This window comes from Pedobacter immunditicola (genome assembly GCF_037482985.1).
GTDB lineage: Bacteria > Bacteroidota > Bacteroidia > Sphingobacteriales > Sphingobacteriaceae > Pedobacter > Pedobacter immunditicola.
The window spans coordinates 285,370-305,673 of record NZ_JBBHKC010000007.1; the positions used below are offsets into that span (position 1 = coordinate 285,370).

Genomic DNA, 20,304 nt, shown 5'->3' on the forward strand with positions numbered 1-20,304 from the left:
GATTATTTTTGGACGCCTTCTTTTGCTGGAACCGGTGTTTTCTTTCGGAAAATAGGGAAGGACATCGGACTTCTTGTAGGCCTTTCATCACCCAATAACACCCCCCATTGCTTGAACATATCTGTACGGTCGAAGATTACTTTCAATACGGCGATGAGTGGCATGGAGAGGAACATTCCTGGGATGCCGGCAATGCTGCCACCGACGACGACACCGAGGATGGAAAACAGGGCATTAATCTTGATTTTTGAACCTACGATTCTGGGCATCAGGATGTTGTTGTCCAGAAATTGAACAATCGCTATAATGATTAAAACGGTCAAGACCGGCCATAATTCGGTTGAAGAAGTTAAGGTCAGCAGCACGCCAATGATATTTCCCAATAAGGCACCCACATAAGGGATCAGGTTGAGGATGGCAAAGATCACCCCGATGAGCAGGGCATGTTTGATACCAAAGAGCATCAGGGTACCCCCTAAAAGGATGGTCATATAGGTCACCTGGATTAGTAGACCGATCAGGTAGTTTTTGATAATAGATTTGGTTTCATAGATCGCATCTTTTACTCTTGGGTGATGGTCTGTTTTAAACCACATGAAGACGAAACGAAGCAGGATATCCTTGTAAAATAAAATCAGGTATACGTAGATCGGCACCAGGCCAACGAATACAAATATTGAAGTGACGGTCACAGCGGCACCACTGGCCATGTTCCCTGCATAAGACAATAAGTCGTCACTTTTTTCCTTGATAAAATCGGTTTGTTCTTTGGTGGAATAATCACTCACACTGCTGATCCAATCGCTTAATGCCTTTAAATGGAGGCCCACGTTGTTTTTAATCTGCGGGAAGTCCTTGATGAGGATGGAGATCTGTGAAGAGAAAAACCAGGCAATACCGGCCACGAATACGGCTAGCATGAGGAGGGGCAGGAAAATAGCGAGCACCTCGGGTACTTTGAACCTGCGGAGGAAACTAAAGGTTGGATAGAGGAGTAAACTCACAAAAAAAGCCATCAGCAAGGGCATGATGATTCCCGCACCGAGCACAAAGATCACGCCTATCGCTACTATCCCTAATAATTCAATTGATCTTTTAACCGTAAGCGGCATTTCTGACATATATATGTTTTCTTAAATTTACAAATTTAACACCGGAAGGTAAGAAATGTTTGGCTAGTTTTGTGCTTTACCCTAGAATAACTCGCCCAATGATTAGGAACGACACTATTATTGCTTTATCTACCCCGCCTGGAATCGGCGCGATCGGCGTGATCCGTCTTTCGGGAAAAGATGCCATTAGCCTGACCAATACCGTGTTTAAAGGAAAGGACCTGACCTTACAGGATTCACATACGCTACACTTTGGTTTAATCGTCGATGGGGAAAGGGTGATCGATGAAGTGGTTGTCGCCTTATTTGTGGCACCTAAATCCTATACCAAGGAAAACGTGGTGGAGATCTCTTGTCATGGCTCCAATTATATCATCCAGCAAATTATATCGCTGCTGATCAGGAAAGGCGCTTCGGCCGCTAAACCAGGTGAATTTACCCTAAGGGCATTCTTAAACGGTGGGATGGATTTGTCGCAAGCGGAGGCTGTATCTGATTTAATTTCTTCAGATTCTGCTGCTGCACACAACGTGGCCATGAACCAATTGCGGGGCGGCTTCAGCACAGAACTGCAAGGTTTACGCGAACAGTTGATTCATTTCGCATCCATGATTGAGCTGGAACTGGATTTCGCTGAAGAGGATGTAGAATTTGCTAACCGTGACCAGCTGCAGGAACTGATCAACAAAATTACCCTGGTATTGAACAAACTGATCCGTTCTTTTGAACTGGGGAATGTGATTAAACAGGGCATCAATACGGTGATCGCCGGCCGGCCAAATGCTGGTAAATCTACTTTGTTAAATGCTTTACTGAACGAGGAAAGGGCCATAGTAAGTGAAATTGCAGGTACGACCCGTGATACCATTGAAGAGGTTTTAAATATCAACGGCATTAACTTCCGATTGATTGATACGGCAGGGATCAGGGAAGCTACCGATACCATTGAGGCGATCGGGGTGGAGAAGACCATGCAGAAGATCGACCAAAGTGCGGTGCTGGTGTATCTATTTGATGTTTCTGCTTTAAGTGCTGCGGAAATTAAGTCGGATATTTTAAAGTTGTACCGTGAAGGGGTTGCTTTTTTAGCCGTTGCGAATAAGATTGACTTGGTTGCTTCTTTTGATTTTGTTTCTTTGGATTTACCTCCGGCCATTCATTTTGTATCCATTTCTGCTAAAGAGAACCAATATGTGGAGGAATTGAAAGAACAGTTATATGCGCTTGCTGTGGGTGATCAATTGAGCGACAGTCATACAATGGTGACTAATATCAGGCATGTGGAGGCTTTGCAGAAAACCAGGGCTGCATTGGATAGTGTGGCTTATGGTTTGGAAAATCCGGTAACTTCGGAGTTTTTGTCGGTGGATATTAAACAGGCGCTTCATTATTTAGGGGAGATTACCGGGCAGGTGACGACGGATGATTTGCTTGAGAATATATTTAGTAAGTTTTGTATTGGGAAGTAAGGAAGGTGCCAATAATTTCCTTTTCATCTGTAGTCGAAATAAATGGCGGAGCAAAACAGCCGAAGATATTTTCAAGAATATTGAAGGTTTGAATGTTCGTTCTGCCGGTACTTCCAGTTCCGCGCGAATTAAGGTAAATGAAAAACTTTTGGAATGGGCAGATTTAATTTTTGTGATGGAAAAGCATCATAAACAATGGTTGAATCAGAAATTTCCTTCTTCGTTGAATGGTAAGCAGATTATTGTATTGGACATTCCAGATGAGTATCAGTATATGCATGCTGAGTTAGTGAATATGCTTGAAATAGCCGTGGAGCCATATATTTAGCATTTCCCTTAAGCTAGCCTCTGTTTAGGCCATTTGATAAAGCAATAATAAGTTCCATAACATTTTCGACATTCGAATCTGCTTCCTCGACCATAGCCCTTATAAATGCACTTGTTTCCTTTTTTTTAAGATGGATTTTTAAAATTTCCTTTACACGACTGTATAGTTCCTCATTTTCTTCAATAGTTTTCTTTATTTCCCGGCCAATTACAGTGGCTGAAATTTTTTCTAATGAAATTTCAGCACCTGCAAGTAAATCTGAATGATGACTATAAATTAATTCTGCCTGCAAGTCAAAAAAATGAAATATGATATTAATAATATCCCTGGGATCTTTAAAACGATTTTCCGGTCTATCATCAAATGCAATCAGTTTTAAAAGCACAATGGAAGGGAGGGTCGCTATATTAAAATGATGGCCCGTTTGTAAAGTGAGTTCAGTGGTGCCTGACTTGTAGACCTCCATAAAGCCATTGACCTTGATGTCTTCATTGATGTCAACTGCACCGAAAGGTAGAATATCGATTTCTACACCTGATGGTGAAATTAAAATAAAGTCATTGCTTTTTTGATATTGAAAACCTTTTTTATCGACAAGATATTTCCTTACCTCTTCATAATCTGCCTTGTTACTGATCATAACGGCAAAATCCACGTCTCTGGTGGTACGCATCACTTTATCGCCCATGGAATACCATACATCTTTAGCTAATGCACCGATAAGATAAAAGTTAACATGTTTGCTCACGAAAGCTTCCTCCAAAGCATCAAACACCTCTTTTAATTCACCTTCCCTAATATTATTCAAATTCATTCTTCAAATGTTGATTGTAAATCATTTCAGCGGTTTCTATGCATCTTGGATCATCCGTTAAGATTAAATCTGCGTAGGTAAGTAAATATGGGGTGTACGGTAACTTGTCAAATACATGATCAATCCAGAATTTCTGATAGAATCTAATATTTCCATTTGGATCAGGTACTAACTTCCATTGGGGGATAAGTTCAGCTTTATTTTCTGTAGTATATATGGTTAGAATTTCCGGGTTTAAATAATTGGTGATTATTTCAGCAGCAGGTTCACCTCCCCATAGCGTTTCACCAGGCTTAATTGGCAGGTTTTTCCAATCTACAAAAAGGCTATTGTTGTAAAACCGGAAGTTGCCGAGATGAATAGTTGGTTTTAAAGTTTCTTTGTAACCAGTGATCCATCTATCTAGTAATGCCTTTTTGTTCTGCAACTTCATTTCCTTATCATTAATCTGCAGAATAAATCCAGCTTCTTTTAAACCTGTAATTATATTTTTGATATTGCCTAAGGCAACGTTGGTGTTTATAGCTAGCGTCCGATAAGGGAGGTTAATAGCGTCCTCATTTAAAAGCAAATAAAAGACAGTCTTTAATCCAGTTTTTGTAAAGGCTCTATTAGTGATTGGTTTTTCAGCTTCTATTGGTTTTTGACCGTCAAGCCAGATAAAATTGTCATCAGTGTTTATGAAGATATTACCAGCACCATCCAGATATGCAATTTCATATTCTCTAAGTTTTGTTTTTAACGTTGGAAATATTCGTTCAGCAATAACTATAAGGTCATCATTCTTATGTTTCATCTCCAATAGCTTTGGTAAATGGTACTCGCGTAGTTCCCTTTTAACTTCAGCAGTGAAACGTATTTTTTTGTTTTTTAGCAATAAATAAAGTACTCCATCAATTTCATTTTTCAGAGGCAACCATTCACCTGTTAACCCAGTATGTTCAGTTAGATGTGTGAGTGCTTGGGTGGCAATTTTAGTTTCGTTCATTTTACTAATATGTTCACGTTACGTGAACAATCAAATATAGTGAACGAAAATGGTTTTGACAAATGGCTTTCTAATAAAGACGATATAGTTAATGATCCATTATTTTATTTATAACGAGACATTCTTGTCGTTACCTCAAATATTTAAGATATAATTACTAATTTATCCCACAAATAATTTTATACGATTAATGAACGCCGCTCAAATAGAGAATAATTTACTGGATCTCGTAGAATCTCTAAATAATGAAACTTTTATTTACGACTTTCTACTTGCCTACGATACTCCAAAATCTAACGTTAAAAGATTAAAAGATGGCGCTTTAAACCTTTCTAAAATCGAAGGAGAAATTCTTTGGAAAAAGAAGTTGTTATTTAAGGAAGCCTTAAATTCAGATACGCATCTGACCATCGACGCGCTTAAGACAGATCCACGCGTTATAACTCATACACCAAGATTTATTATCGTAACCGATTTTAAAACTTTTTTAGCAATCGACACCAAAAATCAAGATAGCCTAGATATTTCAATTTTAAATTTGGCTAAGAATTTTGATTTCTTTTTGCCCCTAGCCGGAATGGAAAAGGCACAATACAAAGGCGAAAATCCTGCTGATGTAAAGGCCGCTGAAAAGATGGCAAAGTTGTACGATGAAATTAAAAAAGATAATCCAACTACAACAGTAGAAGAAGTTCATGGGTTAAATGTGTTCCTTTCCAGGCTTTTATTTTGCTTTTTTGCCGAGGATACGGAGATTTTTAGTAAAAATCAATTTACTAATGCGATTAAATCACATACACAGGCAGATGGAAGCGACTTAAAATCTTATTTGGAAAGGTTGTTCGTTGTCTTAAATACTGATTATCCTATGCGGGAAAACTTACCCCAGTATCTAAATGCGTTCCCCTATGTAAATGGCGGTTTGTTTAGCGAGCAATATGCTATTCCAGTTTTCACTCGCAAGTCGTTAAATGCGATTTTAGAATGTGGGGATCTGAGCTGGAAGGATATCAATCCGGATATTTTCGGTTCGATGATACAAGCTGTAATCACACCTGAACATCGCGGAGGGATGGGAATGCATTATACATCCGTTCCGAATATCATGAAGGTGATTGAGCCTTTGTTTTTGGATGACTTGAAAGAAGAATTTGAAGCAAGTAAGAATCAGCCGAGGAAACTGGAAAAACTGTTATATAGGCTTTCTAAATTGAAGATTTTTGATCCTGCATGTGGTAGTGGTAATTTTTTAATTATTGCTTACAAGGAACTGAGATTTCTAGAAATTGAGATTATCAAACATTTGGAACACTTACAGCATGCAGCCACTGGATTTGAAGAAAAACAATTAGCATTAATCCCAAAAGCACAGCATAACCTTGCTGCGATGTATCAAAAGCAGCTATTTTCACAAATACAATTAACCCAATTTTACGGAATTGAACTTGATGATTTTGCTCATGAAATAGCAATTCTTTCACTTTGGCTTGCGCAACATCAAATGAATATGAAGTTCAAGGAAGTGTTAGGGCAAGGTAATCCAACTTTACCATTAAAGGAAGGAGGCCATATTTTTCAAGGTAATGCAACGAGGTTAGACTGGGAAAAAGTTTGCCCGAAGAAGGATGGGGATGAGATTTATATTTTGGGGAATCCTCCATATTTGGGTTTTAATGAGCGTGATATAAATCAAAAGACTGATATGGATATAGCACTACAACATGTCAGCAATATACAACGATTAGATTATATTGGCTGTTGGTTTGTAAAGGCAACTGATTATATTGAAAACTGTAATGTTCGATATTCGTTTGTTTCTACAAATTCAATTTGTCAGGGTGAGCAGGTGAGTTTACTTTGGCCATATGTATTTTTAAAAAATCAGGAAATTTTTTTTGCACATAAGTCTTTTAAATGGGCTAATAATGCAAAAGCAAAAGCTGCTGTCATCTGCGTAATTGTAGGAATACAAAATAAAACGAACAACATGAAAAGGTTGTATTCAGATAATAGAATAAAAATTGTTAAAAGTATTAGTCCGTATTTAGTTGAAGGTGGGCAGACAGTAATGTCTCAACGCACTAGTTCCATGTCAAATTTCAAAACCATGGGGTTAGGAAGTAGTGGAATTGATGGTGGACATCTGATGTTATCAAAAGAGGACAGAGATATATTTATAAAATCGGACCCCGTTATTACAAAATTTATTAAGCCTTTTGTGGGGGGGCAGGATTTTTTAGATAAAAATGAAAGGTACTGCATCTGGATCGAGGATGACGATGTGCAAGAAGCATATAAAAGCGACTTAATAAAGGCTAGAATAGAAAAATGTCAAATTTATAGATTTTCTGCAGGGCGCGATGCCAAAAAGGCTGCTGGTGTGCCACACCGATTTTTTTATAGAAAGTATAAAGAGCAAGATGCACTAATATTACCTATGACAAGTTCTGAAAGACGAAAATATATTCCTGTCGGATTTTTTAATCCTGGCACCGTCTTTAGTAATGGTGTTTTTGTAATTTATGAACCGCCTATATATTTATTTAGTATTCTATCTTCCAGTATGCATATGGCCTGGATCAAGATAACGTCTGGTAGATTAAAATCCGATATAAGATATTCAGTAAATCTAACATATAATACATTTCCATTTCCTGATATTAATGAATCTCAAAAAAAAGAATTGGAGAAACATGCATTTAATATTTTGGAAGAAAGGGAACAATTTTCTGAAAAAACCTTAGCTCAGTTATACGATGCTGATAAAATGCCTCAAAGTTTGAAGGAAGCCCATCATCAATTAGATCTTGCGGTAGAACGTTGTTATCGTTCAAAACCCTTTGAAAGTGATGAGGAAAGATTAGAACACTTGTTTAAATTATATGTAAACATTGTGACAGAAGAAAAGCATGTTGTTACTTTATTGCAGGAAAAATCAAGACTAAAAATATAAAAATGTAATTAACTCAGTTAAGTAACTTATAATTAAGCTGTAGTCTTTAAGACGGTACAAACAGAGGTAAATAATTAATTAATAATGCCATTTGTCAAAAAAATCAGCCAGATACACAACTAACCTCTCAAAATATGCCAGATATAGTCCATGTAACCTATGCCCAAACGGGAAAAAGCGCTAGTACAAATCCATTAGGGATGCGCGAAATGCAAGAAAAAGCATATCAAGCTCGCGATGCACAATACTTATTGTTGAAAGCTCCGCCAGCATCCGGTAAATCAAGGGCTTTGATGTTTATTGCTTTAGATAAACTAATCAATCAAGGAATTAAAAAGATTATCGTAGCCGTGCCCGAAAAATCAATTGGTGGTTCTTTCCGTTCTACCGATTTAACGGATCATGGATTCTATGCCGACTGGGAAATAAACGATGCCTATAATTTATGCACTCCAGGAGATGATGGAGGTAAAAGCAAAGTTCAAACCTTCAAAAACTTTTTGAACAACGGTGAAAGGATCATTATTTGCACTCATGCGACTTTGCGTTTTGCTGTAGATGAACTAGATGAGTCAATGTTTGACGGAACGTTATTGGCGATTGATGAATTTCATCATGTTTCAGCAGATGCAGATAGCCGTTTAGGAGAACACCTGCGTTCGATCATGAAGAAATCAAATGCCCATATCATGGCGATGACAGGTTCATATTTCAGAGGAGACAGTGTTCCTGTTTTGCTACCTGAAGATGAAGAAAAGTTCACCAAAGTGACCTACAACTATTACGAGCAGTTGAATGGATATAGACATCTTAAATCTTTGGGAATTGGATATCATTTTTACCAAGGCAGGTATACAACAGCTATATTGGACATCCTGGATACCACTAAGAAAACCATTCTTCACATCCCGAACGTAAATTCAGGTGAATCCACAAAAGATAAAGAAAAGGAAGTTGGATTTATTTTAGATGCGATTGGTGACGTAACTCATCAGGACAGTGATACCGGTGTTATTTATGTTAGAAGACATCTTGATGGTAAAATTATAAAAGTAGCCGATCTGGTTAACGATAATGCTAAGGATCGTGATAAAATTGTGGCTTATCTCCGGGATATGAATTCTGTTGATGATATGGACTTAATTATTGCACTTGGTATGGCAAAAGAGGGTTTCGACTGGCCCTATTGTGAACATGCTTTAACAGTTGGCTACCGAGGTTCATTGACTGAGATTATTCAAATTATTGGCCGATGTACCAGAGACAGCGATAATAAAACACATGCACAGTTTACTAATCTTATTGCGGAGCCTGATGCCCAGCGTGAAGAAGTTAATTTATCAGTAAATAATATGCTGAAGGCAATTACGGCTTCTTTGCTAATGGAACAGGTGTTAGCACCAAACTTTAAATTTAAGACCAAGCTAAATGATGATGATGAAGCAAAACCAGGCGAAATCAAAATCAGGGGCTTGAAGGAGCCAAGTTCTAAAAGAGTTAAGGATATCGTTGAATCTGACTTAAATGACCTTAAAGCAGCGATACTGCAGGATAACACGATGCTAAAGGCGATGCCAGGTAATATGGATCCGGAAGTAATTAATAAAGTGCTTATTCCTAAAATCATTCAAATTAAGTATCCCAATTTAACGGAAGATGAAGTTGAAGAACTCCGCCAATATGTAGTGGTTGATTCTGTAGTGAAGAATGCAGAAATTAAGGAAATAGGGGATAAACGCTTTATTCGTATGGCGGATAGTTTTGTGAATATTGACGATTTGCATATTGATTTGATTGACCGCATTAATCCTTTCCAAAAAGCTTTTGAAATTTTATCCAAGTCGGTTACCACCCACGTGTTAAAGTTGATTCAGGAAAGCATAGAAATTAACCGTATCCAGGTTTCGGAAGATGAAGCGATACTCACCTGGCCAAAGATTAAGGACTTTTATGCTACTTTTAATAGAGAGCCGAGCTTTGCTTCCTTAGATCCATTAGAAAAAAGAATGGCGGAGGTTTTACTTTATATCAAGGACCAAAAACGCAGACAAGCAAATGGCAATTAAAGGTTCACTTCAAGATATTTTCAATGATGATCCTTTTGGTTTATTAAATATTAAACCATCGGGAACGCCTGCAAGAAATGCAGATGAGCGCTTATTGGCCTCATTTGAGGAGATTAATAGTTTTTATGAGAAAAATGCTCGTGAGCCTTTACCAGGATATGGTGTACAGGAGCACCAATTACTATCTCGTTTAAAAGGACTTAGAGCTGATGCACTGAAGAGCGAAATGCTACTTCCTCATGATAAATTTAACTTATTGGCAGCTCCACAGAAGCCAATTGAATCTATTAAGGACATTTGGGAAGACGATTCTTTTGGCCTCCTAGAGAATGATGCGGAGAGCATTTTCAACTTAAAGCATATCCCTAAGGAAACTACTATGCCCGATTATGTGGCATCTCGTAAACCATGTCCAGATTTTGAAAATTTTGAGCATCTATTTATTGCTTGTCACCAAGATTTACAATCCTCTAAAAGAAAGTTATACCCTTTTAAGAATGAGCAACAGATTGACAAAGGTTACTTTTTTGTATTAAAAGGCATTCTGCTTTACGTTGCTGAGATTGCTGAAAGGGAAAAGAAAGATGGTAAAGTTAATGCTCGTTTAAGGTGCATCTTTGAGAACGGCACTGAATCAGATATGCTTTTACGTTCATTAGCTGCTGAGCTATATAAAAATGGTAGGAGAGTAACTGAGCAAAATGAAAAGCTGCTTGATAATTTTGATGCGATTACCGAGGAGGATGAAGAAGCGGGGTATATTTATGTGCTTAAATCAAAGAGTACGCGTGAAGATATCGCCAGTATCGAACATTTATATAAAATAGGTTATTCTAAAGGAGCTGTTGAAGAAAGAGTTAAAAATGCCGCTCAGGATTCAACTTACTTGATGGCGCCAGTGACCATAATTACTGCTTTTAAGTGCTATAATATGAACCCGCAAAAGCTTGAGCAGTTACTGCATAATTTCTTTGGCTCGTCTTGTTTAAATGTTGATGTTTATGATGCAAAAGGAAACCGAACGGTACCCAGAGAATGGTTTATCGCACCTTTGCCAGTAATTGAACAAGCGATTGAAATGATCGTCACTGGTGATATTGTTGGTTACAGATATAATGCTGAACTTTTGGAGATCAAGGCGATACAGCCCTTTGATAAAACCAGACGAACTTTAAGCATTCGGCAGCCTTATGCTGAACAAATCATGCGAGGTATAAAAAACGAAGAATATCGTTCTATTCCAACCAATGTAAGGGGTAGGGTTTATATTTATGCTTCTAATACCTTAGCTGATATTGATGGCTTTGTTCGGTTAGGTATCAAGAATGAAGATTTGCCTAGGGGGGTGATTATTGGTTCGATTGAAATTACCGGGTGTGAGGGTAATAAACGCACTGGATATGCCTGGCAATTAGCAAATCCTGAAAGGCTTGTTGAATATGTGAAACCGGTTAAGAAACCACAACCTGTGTGGTTTTATCCGTTTTAATACTAATTTTTCTTCTTCTATTTATACCCAGGTGAACAGTTTATAATTTATTTAATAAAATTAAATGAATCAAGATGCTCTAAGTAATGCGATGGTTTGAGCAACATTATATTTAACCAATTTAGCTAATGGCCAACAAAATTAATATTAAACAATATTTCGAAAAAGGAATATTTGCCGTTCCAGATTACCAACGAGGGTATAAATGGTCTGTAAAGAAGAGAAACGGGAAGAGCTCCTTAGAACATTTTTTAGATAGTTTAATAAATGCCAAAGATTCGAATGAATATTTTATCGAAGCAGTTACAGTGGTAGATGAAGAGAACGAAGAAATAGTTCTAGTTGATGGCCAGCAGAGAACAACGTCCTTATTTCTAATTTTTACTGTTTTAGAAGACTTTGATTTAATTAAAGGGAAATTGAAATATTATATTAGGGAGGATTCACACAAGTGGCTCAACAACCAAATATCAATTGAACAAGAAATTATTGAAGATCAAGACGTACAAGACATATTCTATTTCAAAGAAGCAATAGTGCAAATTAAAGAAGCAACCAAAAATCTTGAAAAGAATGCATTCTTAGCATTTATTAAAACAAAAGTATGGTTACTATATAATCAAATTCCAAAAGAAAAGGCTGTTAATACATTTATTGCATTAAATGGCTTAAAAGCTATCATGAAAGATGAGGAGCTGATTAAGTCAGATTTATTAATCAAATCTTCGAGAATTAAAAACCTGGAGGGACTAAATAAAGAAGAGCAATTTGGAATTGAATGGAAAGTTAATGAAGATAGGGGGCGGTTAGCTCGCAATTGGGATAAATGGTTATACTGGTGGAACATGCCAGATGTAAAAAATTATTTTGGAATAGGAAATAATCATTCTTTATATTATTTATTGGTAACATACTACAATATCTGCAGTCAAGATACTAGTAAGTCCAAAGACTTTTCATTTAATCAGTTTAAAAAGCAGTTTATATATTCTGTTAATAGTTCAAAACATACTTTTGAGGGACTGAGAAAATTACAGAAGACCTTTGAAGATCTATATAATAATTATGAAAGTCACAACTTTTTAGGTCTAATTTTGAATACAAGTAATTCGAAAGAAATTTCCTTATGCTACTTCTTAGATACAAAAAATACAAATAAATATTCATTAGAAGATTATGCTAAATGGTCTTTAGTTGGTGCGACCCATTTAGAGATTATAAACAATCTACTTGAAAAAAATGATTTAGGAGAAATTTCCACACTAGATATATCTATTAAGAAAAGAAAAGCTCAGGACGCATTAAGTCTTGTAAATGAAAAATATGTTTATTGGGATGAAAAAGATGTTGAATTTAGTGATCAAAGAAAAGAAAACACCTTTCGTTTTTTACTATTACTTAATTTAATAGAAGATAATAAGCTTAAACGGAAATTTAATTTTACAATATGGGATAACCGTTCATTGGAACATATATACCCTAAATCTAAAATAGGGGATTTGAACTTTGAAAATGACTATTTGGACGGAAGCATACACTGTATAGGTAACTTGGTTCTTTTATATGGTAGAGATAATTCTTCTTTTGGGGCAAAGGAATTTATAGATAAAAAAAACACTTATTTCAATACCTCTGAAAAATTTAGGAGTAGGAATCTTTTACATACCATTTCCGTTTTTGCAAAGTCTGAATGGAAAGAAAAGGAAATTATCGAAAATAAAAAAGCAACCATAACACAACTTAGTAAGTACTATGGAATATAAAGAGTTAGTTAGCAACGAATATTATTCCTTATCAGAACTATTCGCAACGCCAAACAGGAAGATCATCATCCCTGACTTTCAAAGGGATTACTGTTGGGGAGATCAGACGCATGGTGCTCCTCCATATACAGATATTATTACTGGCTTTCTAGATACTTTATTAGAGGAGTTTAAAAACGACAAAGAATCCGATCTTTTACTGGGGAAGATCGATGTATACGAGCTTCCCAAAAACCATATTTATTTAACGGATGGTCAACAAAGACTAACAACCTTGTATCTATTAATCGGGATGCTTTATAAGTTTGGGAAGGAGGAAACATTAAAGCTTAAATTAAAAGCCTGTTTGATTTCTGCTTTAGAAGAAATTGATGATGATAAAGAACCATATTTACAATATGCGGTGAGGGAAAGTACTGTGTTCTTTCTTAGAGACTTAGTTAATGATTTTTTTATTCAAAAAAACTCGTTGGCGGTTAGTGAAATACATAAGCAACCGTGGTATTTCAATGAGTACAAATTAGACCCATCCATTATAAGTATTTTATCGGCATTAAGTATTATCGAACGAAAGTTGAAATACATTGAAGAATGTGAATTTTCAAAGTTCGTTATTGAGAAAATAAAAATCCAATATTACGATGTAAAGGATAAACAACATGGGGAGGAACGTTTTGTAATCATCAATACTACTGGAAAAGGTCTGACTGTGACAGAGAATATTAAGCCTATTTTATTAGGAAGTATTGAAGGCTCAAAGTTTGCTCAGGAATGGGAAGAAAGAGAAACGTTTTTCTGGCAAAATAGAGTTAAAGAAAAAGAGAATATAGCTGATAATGGGGTAAATGATTTCTTGAATTGGTGCATCCAAACATTTGACAAACAAGATGAGTTCGATATTATAAAAAAGGCAAAAGAAATCTTAAAGCTAAAAATCAATGAAGCTTATTTAGTAAGGATTGATAGTTATTTTGCTGCTTTAAAGCAAGTTATCAAATATCTAGAAATCGATAAATATCAGGCTCAATTCAAATTTATCAATGAAAATAAGGAGGTAAAAGGGATATTTGGGTTGCGAGAACTATCCAAAATCAAGCAACAAAACGTATTGATTCCACTTTTATCTTTTATCGCAAAATTTGAAAATGATGGTGATGGTTGTTATGAATTTCTAAGACGCTTGCGCAAAAACTATTTCCACCAGAAATGGGATTACAGAAATGTTCATTATGTGGACTGGCGCTATGTGCTTCAAATTATTGAAAATGCAAATTCTTTGGAAGATATTTTACATTACAGAACAAATTCTGCAAACTTAAAGCCAATACAAAATGTGAAGTTAAATGAATGGTTTAATGAAGAAGAGCAGCTTAAACTACTTTTCGTTGAACAAAAAGAGGTATTGCAGAGATGGGAGGATTATACTGATTTCATGGGAGATTTAACACAATTATTTCATGTGGCAGACAATAAACATGACATAATTGAATTAGAAAATTATTTTAATACTTATCGTAGCATTAATTTTGAAGTATTTACTTTCTCACACAAAACGAAATTTAAAAATATTTATCGATTGCTTCTTTACCTAAAGTACGGAAGATTTGAACATAGAAGCGTTGCTGGAAAGGGATATTGTATGTTGGTTAAATCTGTCGATAAGCTCTTTTTACTAGATGGTTTTATTTCAACCTGGCATTTTTTTAAGAATAATTCAGAAGAGGCCGTTTATCTGTATTTATTAACGATACTTAAAAAATTCATTAATGAAACTGTCATAAAAGGCCGAGAATTAGAAACTATAATTAATGACACTAGAAAAATAGGTCATTACGAAAGAGTTCAGCTATGGAGTGTCTTGGAATTTCTTGATTCGGAAGAAGAATTAAACTTCAACAAAAACATCTGTCAATTTTGGGATCATCCAAACTTAATTAATGTTGCAGCAAATGTTGAGGATGGAACTAATGAATATGCTATTGGAAATATGCTACTAGGCACTAGTTATTATAACAATAAGACTGGTAGGATAGATTTCAGTACTTATCCTTTAATGAAAAAATTATCTAACAAAAGAGACGATTCTGATTTAGAAGAAATTCGAAAAAGAACGATTGAAGTAAGAGGAGTATTAAATACCTTTCTAGATTAATAATCAAAGCTTAATTCCAGGTGCGCCAATTGATTTTGCAATAGGGGTATTGAATAAAAGTATTAAGTACATAGAGTGTGTCCAATAATTACAACCAATATTCAGCTATAGCAAAAATATGCCAATTTCAAGTACAATTGTCGGAATATCAGATCACTGTGTCGGCAATCGTTGGGTAATAAATGATGAAGACAGCCTAGCAGCCCTAGTAGCTCTAATCACAAAGGCTCAAGCTATCCATGCACAGAATATTTTAACAGGTATTAAATCTGACCCTATCATATTTGACGCAGGCCTAAATGAAGAAATAAAACAGAGTGCTATTGACGCTTTAACTATTCCGAAGGATACACGTGGTAGGGAGATTAGAGGTACAGCAAAATGGCATCGAGATGGTATCATATTTGAAGCAATTTCATGGATTGTTGCAAGGAAGGAGCATCCTAATGCTCTTATGCGTGATCCTCACATTTCTCCTACGACTCAAGGCTTAGATGGTTTGATGATTGAGCTTAGTAAAGACAACGAAACCGTTTTATCTACTGTAATATTTGAGGATAAATGTGTGGAAAATCCACCAAAAACTTTTAGGTACGATACGTTACCAGCTTTGTTGAGATTCCATGTTAACAATAGGAAAGTTTTAGAAAGCGCCAGCACCATTATACAAGCAGCCGTGCCATTGGCTAAAAGACCCGCGATTGCTGCAAAATCAATATCACTCGCGATAAGGGGTTATCGAGCAAGTTTTCCAATTCCCCCTTCGATGGATAATGCGTCTGGACGAACGAATATTTTTGAAAGGTATGAAAAATTGAATGGAATTTCTAAAGAACGCAGGATTGGGGGTATGTTGATAGCTTCAGAAGATATTAGAAATTGGTTTGAACAGTTCGCAAATAAGGTAATAGAAAAAATGTAATATGTTTGACGCTCAATCTGCCAATTTATTACGGCAAGCACCAGAAGTTTCGGGGATTTCACCAAAGGATTTGCCTCGAGTACTCACTGATATTTACACAGAAATCGTAGTTAATAGATTAAAGACTAATAATGATGTCCTCGATCTACAACCAATCCTACGTTTAATGGAGATAGCCAATACCTATGAAGCAATTTCAATATTGGTCAGCGATGAACAATTAAGGAGAGCTTCAGCGTTTGTTTCAGGTAGTGCTTACCAGATTTTAGCAAAAAGTGCTGAAATAAATAGTGAAAATGAGACAATACCGCTTAGTAGAGATCATATTGACGGGCGAATTGCTAGTTCGCTGCTTTTTTTAATAGCCGAACAATATCCTGATTCCAAAGAGGCAATTACCGGATTTCTCATTCCACAAGGTAATTATCCTCTGATTTTACAGATGCTTTGCGAAAGTCTTCGCGATTTGGTTCAAGAAAGATTTGATTCCATACTTGAACGGAGCATAAGGCGCGGTGTATATAATCCGCAGCAAGGTTTGGATATCCAAGTACGTGCCGCCCATAAACTTTATGAGACCATTTTGCAGGGCGTTGAGTTGCTCGCTTCAAGAGTTTTATCTAAAGCTCGCCCTGAGTTTGTGACTAATCAGTACGAAACTCCTGTGCAGTTTTTTAATTCTGTACTTCAATTATGCACGCTACAGCACCAAAGTGATTCTTTTGGAAACGGGCTAATCACTACCTATCCTGGTGCGGCTCATCTAGCAAAGTTGCTGATTCAGGCTTCTACAACACTTGAAGAAGCCTCGGTGATGACTGTTGCGTTGCCTGGTGCGGCAAATGAAGACAAGTGGAAACAATGGCTTCAACATAGGGCGCAATCAAAGCCTATATTGTGGCCAAACCATCGTGTCGCTATTGATCAAAATTTCCATTTGCAAGGAAACTCTGCTGTAATTGTTTTACCAACTGGGGCTGGCAAGACAACCATGGCAGAATTTAAGATTGCAGGTGTCTTGGCTACTGGGAGAAAAGTTGTTTTTTTGGCACCTACCAACGCTTTGGTCGAGCAATTGAAAAACGACCTTCGTGATGGGCTACCAGAAGTAATTTTTGGAGAAGGCAACACATTTGAAAGTGATTTCTTTTTTAGCAGTGATGATGCGTTAGGTCCCTTGGAAGTAATGACACCTGAAAAGTGCTTGGCATTCCTAAACTTCAACCCGTCTGCTTTTGGAGACGTTGGTTTATTAGTTTTTGACGAGTGTCACATGTTAAGTCCATCCTCTGGAAGTTTGCGTCGCGCAATAGACTCGATGTTGACCGTATTAACATTTCAGGGATACGCTCCTAGTGCAGATTATTTGTTTTTATCTGCAATGGTAAAGAACGTTGATGATTTCGCCGAATGGATTGCATCTATAACTGGGAGGCCTTGCTTGCCAATTAATATGGTTTGGAAGCCAAGTAGGCAGTCAAGAGGTATCCTGATTTATAATAAAGAGGAACTAGATGCAGCCGTTGAAGCGTCGACTAATGCACAAAAAGTGGCTGATGATATTGTGGTAGCAAATGGAGGTCGGGTGTCTAAAGGTGTCCGTGCTGCTCCTGGTAGAATGCTGAAAGTAAAGCCACACGCGCTTTTTGGTCTCGTACACAATTGGAACGTAGGAGCACCAGAAGATATACGCATTAAAAAGATAGCAGATGAGGATTATCTGCTTGATCCTAAATTTGCTGATAATTTCAGTAGAAGAGTGCAACCTGGGTCTAACGGAACTGAAGTTTCTAAAAGAATTGCGATTTCATGTGTAAATTCTGGTTACAAAACAATTGTATTTATTAATACAGCGCCATCTACTTATACATCTGCAAAGGATATTCAGACAAGTCTACCAGATAACGTGAATTACACACCACACGAACAATCGCTTCTTAACACTATTGAAATCGAAATCGGTAGTCTCAGCGCCTCTATGCTTGAAAACATGAAATCTGCTGTGCCTCATAATGCCCGCTTAATAGGTTTTGAGAGGCGGCTAGCGGAGTCCCTTTACAAACGTCCTGACGGTGCAAGCGTAATTTTTGCCACAACAACCCTTTCTCAAGGCATGAATTTACCAGCTCAAGTAGCCATACTCTCTGCGGATCAAAGGGCCATGCAGGACGAAGATGGTGATGGGTATAGCCAAGATAATTTACAGGCACATGAGCTGCTGAATGCTGCAGGCCGTGCAGGGCGCGCGGGATTTCTTGCAAATGGTTTAGTCTTCTTAATTCCTCGTCGAGTTCTTACATTTTCTGACAATCTGCCTGTTGAAGAAGCGTTGCCAATTTTGGCATCGATAATTCCAGAAGATGAACGTTGTGTCACAATAAGTGATCCTATTGAAATGGTTCTAGATCAAATTCAAACAGGAGCCAAGCCTACCGAGGATGTTGTTTACATGTTTCACCGTTTGTATTCGGACTCTCCTGAGGCTAATTCTGTCGACTCCATAATGACGCAGTCTTTTGGGCGTTTCATAGCCGAGAAGAGAGATTATCTAGAAACATATGATCATAAAATCGCACAATTTAAACAAGCAATTGGTGAAATTCCTCAACAGGAAAATACGCCTGATTGGATTTCAAGGTTGACAATTCAATCTGGCATATCTCCAGATGTTATCGTGAGTTTACATGATGCTATCAGAAATCAACTCCAAGAATTGCCTCAAACCGTGGAAGCTTGGAATACCTGGATAATTGTGTACTTAAAAGCAAATTCCGAAGCAGCTAGATACTGTTTTGGCAAGCGTTTGATTCCATTAGAGAGAGTTAGTGGTATATTAATAATTAACAATGATTCTTATAATGCAGCTTTGGATAGACTTTTAGCAGGACTTAATTGTTGGATTGTTGGTGACACTTTACAGGTTATTGATTATAGTATGGGTGGGAATGGTATTGGCCGTGACAAGCTTTGCCACCGAGCTAGGGAGTTAGTCACAAATATTGCATCGCGCCAACTTTCTTATTTTACGACCTTGGTTGTTCAAATTACAATCCGCCTTGCAGCTGAGGCGGAAATTTCAATTGCAAAATTAGCAGTTCTGGAATGTCTTCCAAATGCTTTGAGATACGGGTTTGATAAACCTGAAAAGCTCGCTTTTTATTCAATTGAAAGCAAATCTAATAATTATCTTTCAAGAGTTGCAGCACATCGCAGTTACAACTCTAGATTTGACAACGCGGAAATTGTTGATGATGGCGACGATTATAAAACTGTGTTTTCAACAGTAAGAAATCTAATGGAGGTTTTATAGCAATAGATGTAAAATAATTGCATTAGTGTTTTTGCCTTTCGAGAGAAAATAGGTTAATTTATCAAAGCTGTATCTGCTTTGTATCTATTATGATAGAACTATTTGTAAATCAGTTTATTATATTTATTGTATTGGGAGGTAGGGAAGGTGCCAAGTAATTTTCTTTTCATTTGTAGTCGAAATAAATGGCGGAGCAAAACAGCCGAAGACATCTTTAAGCATATTGACGGTTTGAATGTTCGTTCTGCTGGTACTTCCAGTTCCGCCCGAATTAAGGTAAATGAAAAGCTTTTGGAATGGGCAGATTTGATATTTGTAATGGAAAAGCACCATAAGCAATGGTTGAATCAAAAGTATTCTTCTTCGTTGGATGGAAAGCAGATCATTGTATTAGACATTCCTGATGAATATCAGTATATGGATGCAGAATTGGTTAATATGCTTGAAATAGCGGTGGAGCCTTATCTTTAGTTCTATTCTAACCCTCCCTTTTCGAAAATCGCTTATAATCCATTTGGATCAATATTAACATCTTATCATAATGCTTTTCACACTCCATTCACTAGTGAGGTAATCTGCTTTTGATAATGCTAAACAAAACCGGGATTCTGCCAAATCACGTTTTCCGGAATTAGACACAGTCTTGTTTTTGAGGCCCACAGAAAGCTTAACTATCTTTTTACAACAACTGGGAAGAGGGTTGAGGTTGGCTGAGGGAAAGGACTGCTTAACCGTTTTAGATTTTGTTGGTAACTCCAGAACTGAATATGATTTCGAGCATAAGTTTAGGTCATTAATAGGGAAAACTCATACCTCCATATTGAAAGAATTTGAAGATGATTTTTCTCATCTTCCACTGGGTTGTTCGATCATCTTAGAGAAAAAAGCGAAAGAGGTGATTCTGAGGAATATTAAACAAGCCACTAATTTAAACAGGA

The 20,304-nt window shown here is 36.8% G+C and carries 14 protein-coding genes; 11 read left to right on the top strand and 3 right to left on the bottom strand.

Translation table 11 applies throughout. From position 1 onward, the window contains the following. Window positions 1-2: 2 nt before the first annotated feature. Window positions 3-1,121 carry an AI-2E family transporter gene (locus tag WG905_RS14565; protein WP_339592464.1) on the bottom strand — a complete coding sequence of 373 codons (1,119 nt, stop codon included), beginning with the start codon at window positions 1,119-1,121 and terminating at the stop codon, window positions 3-5. Window positions 1,122-1,210: 89 nt separating this feature from the next. On the opposite strand from WG905_RS14565, the gene mnmE reads away from it, so the two are divergent. Further along, complete coding sequence (gene mnmE / locus WG905_RS14570; protein WP_339592465.1) at window positions 1,211-2,581, top strand: tRNA uridine-5-carboxymethylaminomethyl(34) synthesis GTPase MnmE; 1,371 nt, start codon at window positions 1,211-1,213, stop codon at window positions 2,579-2,581. Further along, window positions 2,571-2,909, top strand: coding sequence for a low molecular weight protein tyrosine phosphatase family protein (locus WG905_RS14575; RefSeq protein ID WP_339592466.1), 339 nt, complete (start codon window positions 2,571-2,573; stop codon window positions 2,907-2,909). The genes mnmE and WG905_RS14575 overlap by 11 nt, the downstream gene beginning before the upstream one ends. Window positions 2,910-2,922: 13 nt before the next feature. Here WG905_RS14575 and WG905_RS14580 read toward each other — a convergent pair whose 3' ends face one another. Both WG905_RS14580 and WG905_RS14585 read right to left on the bottom strand, forming a co-directional pair. Beyond that, window positions 2,923-3,723 (bottom strand): hypothetical protein, encoded by an 801-nt coding sequence (locus tag WG905_RS14580; protein WP_339592467.1) that lies wholly within the window; start codon window positions 3,721-3,723, stop codon window positions 2,923-2,925. Next, on the bottom strand, window positions 3,710-4,711 hold the full coding sequence (locus WG905_RS14585) for a type IV toxin-antitoxin system AbiEi family antitoxin (RefSeq protein ID WP_339592468.1): 1,002 nt from the start codon (window positions 4,709-4,711) through the stop codon (window positions 3,710-3,712). Before WG905_RS14585 ends, WG905_RS14580 begins: the two co-directional genes overlap by 14 nt. 190 nt (window positions 4,712-4,901) lie before the next feature. Between WG905_RS14585 and WG905_RS14590 the strand changes: the two genes are divergently transcribed. The 9 genes from WG905_RS14590 to WG905_RS14630 all read left to right on the top strand — a co-directional run. Further along, entirely contained in the window at window positions 4,902-7,664 is a 2,763-nt protein-coding gene (locus tag WG905_RS14590; RefSeq protein WP_339592469.1) for a class I SAM-dependent DNA methyltransferase, read from the top strand. Between the two features lie 134 nt (window positions 7,665-7,798). Beyond that, window positions 7,799-9,730, top strand: coding sequence for a DEAD/DEAH box helicase (locus tag WG905_RS14595; protein WP_339592470.1), 1,932 nt, complete (start codon window positions 7,799-7,801; stop codon window positions 9,728-9,730). Further along, entirely contained in the window at window positions 9,720-11,219 is a 1,500-nt protein-coding gene (locus tag WG905_RS14600) for a GIY-YIG nuclease family protein (protein WP_339592471.1), read from the top strand. The genes WG905_RS14595 and WG905_RS14600 overlap by 11 nt, the downstream gene beginning before the upstream one ends. 128 nt (window positions 11,220-11,347) lie before the next feature. After that, the gene (locus WG905_RS14605; protein ID WP_339592472.1) at window positions 11,348-12,982 is read left to right on the top strand and encodes a DUF262 domain-containing protein; all 1,635 of its coding nucleotides are present in this window, start codon (window positions 11,348-11,350) and stop codon (window positions 12,980-12,982) included. Then, the gene (locus WG905_RS14610; protein WP_339592473.1) at window positions 12,972-15,134 is read left to right on the top strand and encodes a DUF262 domain-containing protein; all 2,163 of its coding nucleotides are present in this window, start codon (window positions 12,972-12,974) and stop codon (window positions 15,132-15,134) included. Before WG905_RS14605 ends, WG905_RS14610 begins: the two co-directional genes overlap by 11 nt. Window positions 15,135-15,252: 118 nt before the next feature. Then, window positions 15,253-16,056: a hypothetical protein gene (locus WG905_RS14615; protein ID WP_339592474.1), complete on the top strand. Its 804-nt coding sequence runs from the start codon at window positions 15,253-15,255 to the stop codon at window positions 16,054-16,056. 1 nt (window position 16,057) lies between these two features. Beyond that, window positions 16,058-19,366, top strand: coding sequence for a DEAD/DEAH box helicase (locus tag WG905_RS14620; RefSeq protein WP_339592475.1), 3,309 nt, complete (start codon window positions 16,058-16,060; stop codon window positions 19,364-19,366). Between the two features lie 126 nt (window positions 19,367-19,492). Then, window positions 19,493-19,837: a low molecular weight protein tyrosine phosphatase family protein gene (locus tag WG905_RS14625; protein ID WP_339592476.1), complete on the top strand. Its 345-nt coding sequence runs from the start codon at window positions 19,493-19,495 to the stop codon at window positions 19,835-19,837. A gap of 172 nt (window positions 19,838-20,009) precedes the next feature. Further along, window positions 20,010-20,304 (top strand): P-loop NTPase family protein (locus tag WG905_RS14630; RefSeq protein WP_339592477.1); only part of this gene is annotated, 295 nt, incomplete at its 3' end.

Bases quoted from the DNA above. Each gene is read 5' to 3' on its own strand.
- WG905_RS14565 (WP_339592464.1), bottom strand. From the start codon at position 1,121: ATGTCAGAAATGCCGCTTACGGTTAAAAGATCAATTGAATTATTAGGG.
- mnmE (WP_339592465.1), top strand. From the start codon at position 1,211: ATGATTAGGAACGACACTATTATTGCTTTATCTACCCCGCCTGGAATC.
- WG905_RS14580 (WP_339592467.1), bottom strand. From the start codon at position 3,723: ATGAATTTGAATAATATTAGGGAAGGTGAATTAAAAGAGGTGTTTGAT.
- WG905_RS14585 (WP_339592468.1), bottom strand. From the start codon at position 4,711: ATGAACGAAACTAAAATTGCCACCCAAGCACTCACACATCTAACTGAA.
- WG905_RS14590 (WP_339592469.1), top strand. From the start codon at position 4,902: ATGAACGCCGCTCAAATAGAGAATAATTTACTGGATCTCGTAGAATCT.
- WG905_RS14595 (WP_339592470.1), top strand. From the start codon at position 7,799: ATGCCAGATATAGTCCATGTAACCTATGCCCAAACGGGAAAAAGCGCT.
- WG905_RS14600 (WP_339592471.1), top strand. From the start codon at position 9,720: ATGGCAATTAAAGGTTCACTTCAAGATATTTTCAATGATGATCCTTTT.
- WG905_RS14605 (WP_339592472.1), top strand. From the start codon at position 11,348: ATGGCCAACAAAATTAATATTAAACAATATTTCGAAAAAGGAATATTT.
- WG905_RS14610 (WP_339592473.1), top strand. From the start codon at position 12,972: ATGGAATATAAAGAGTTAGTTAGCAACGAATATTATTCCTTATCAGAA.
- WG905_RS14615 (WP_339592474.1), top strand. From the start codon at position 15,253: ATGCCAATTTCAAGTACAATTGTCGGAATATCAGATCACTGTGTCGGC.
- WG905_RS14620 (WP_339592475.1), top strand. From the start codon at position 16,058: ATGTTTGACGCTCAATCTGCCAATTTATTACGGCAAGCACCAGAAGTT.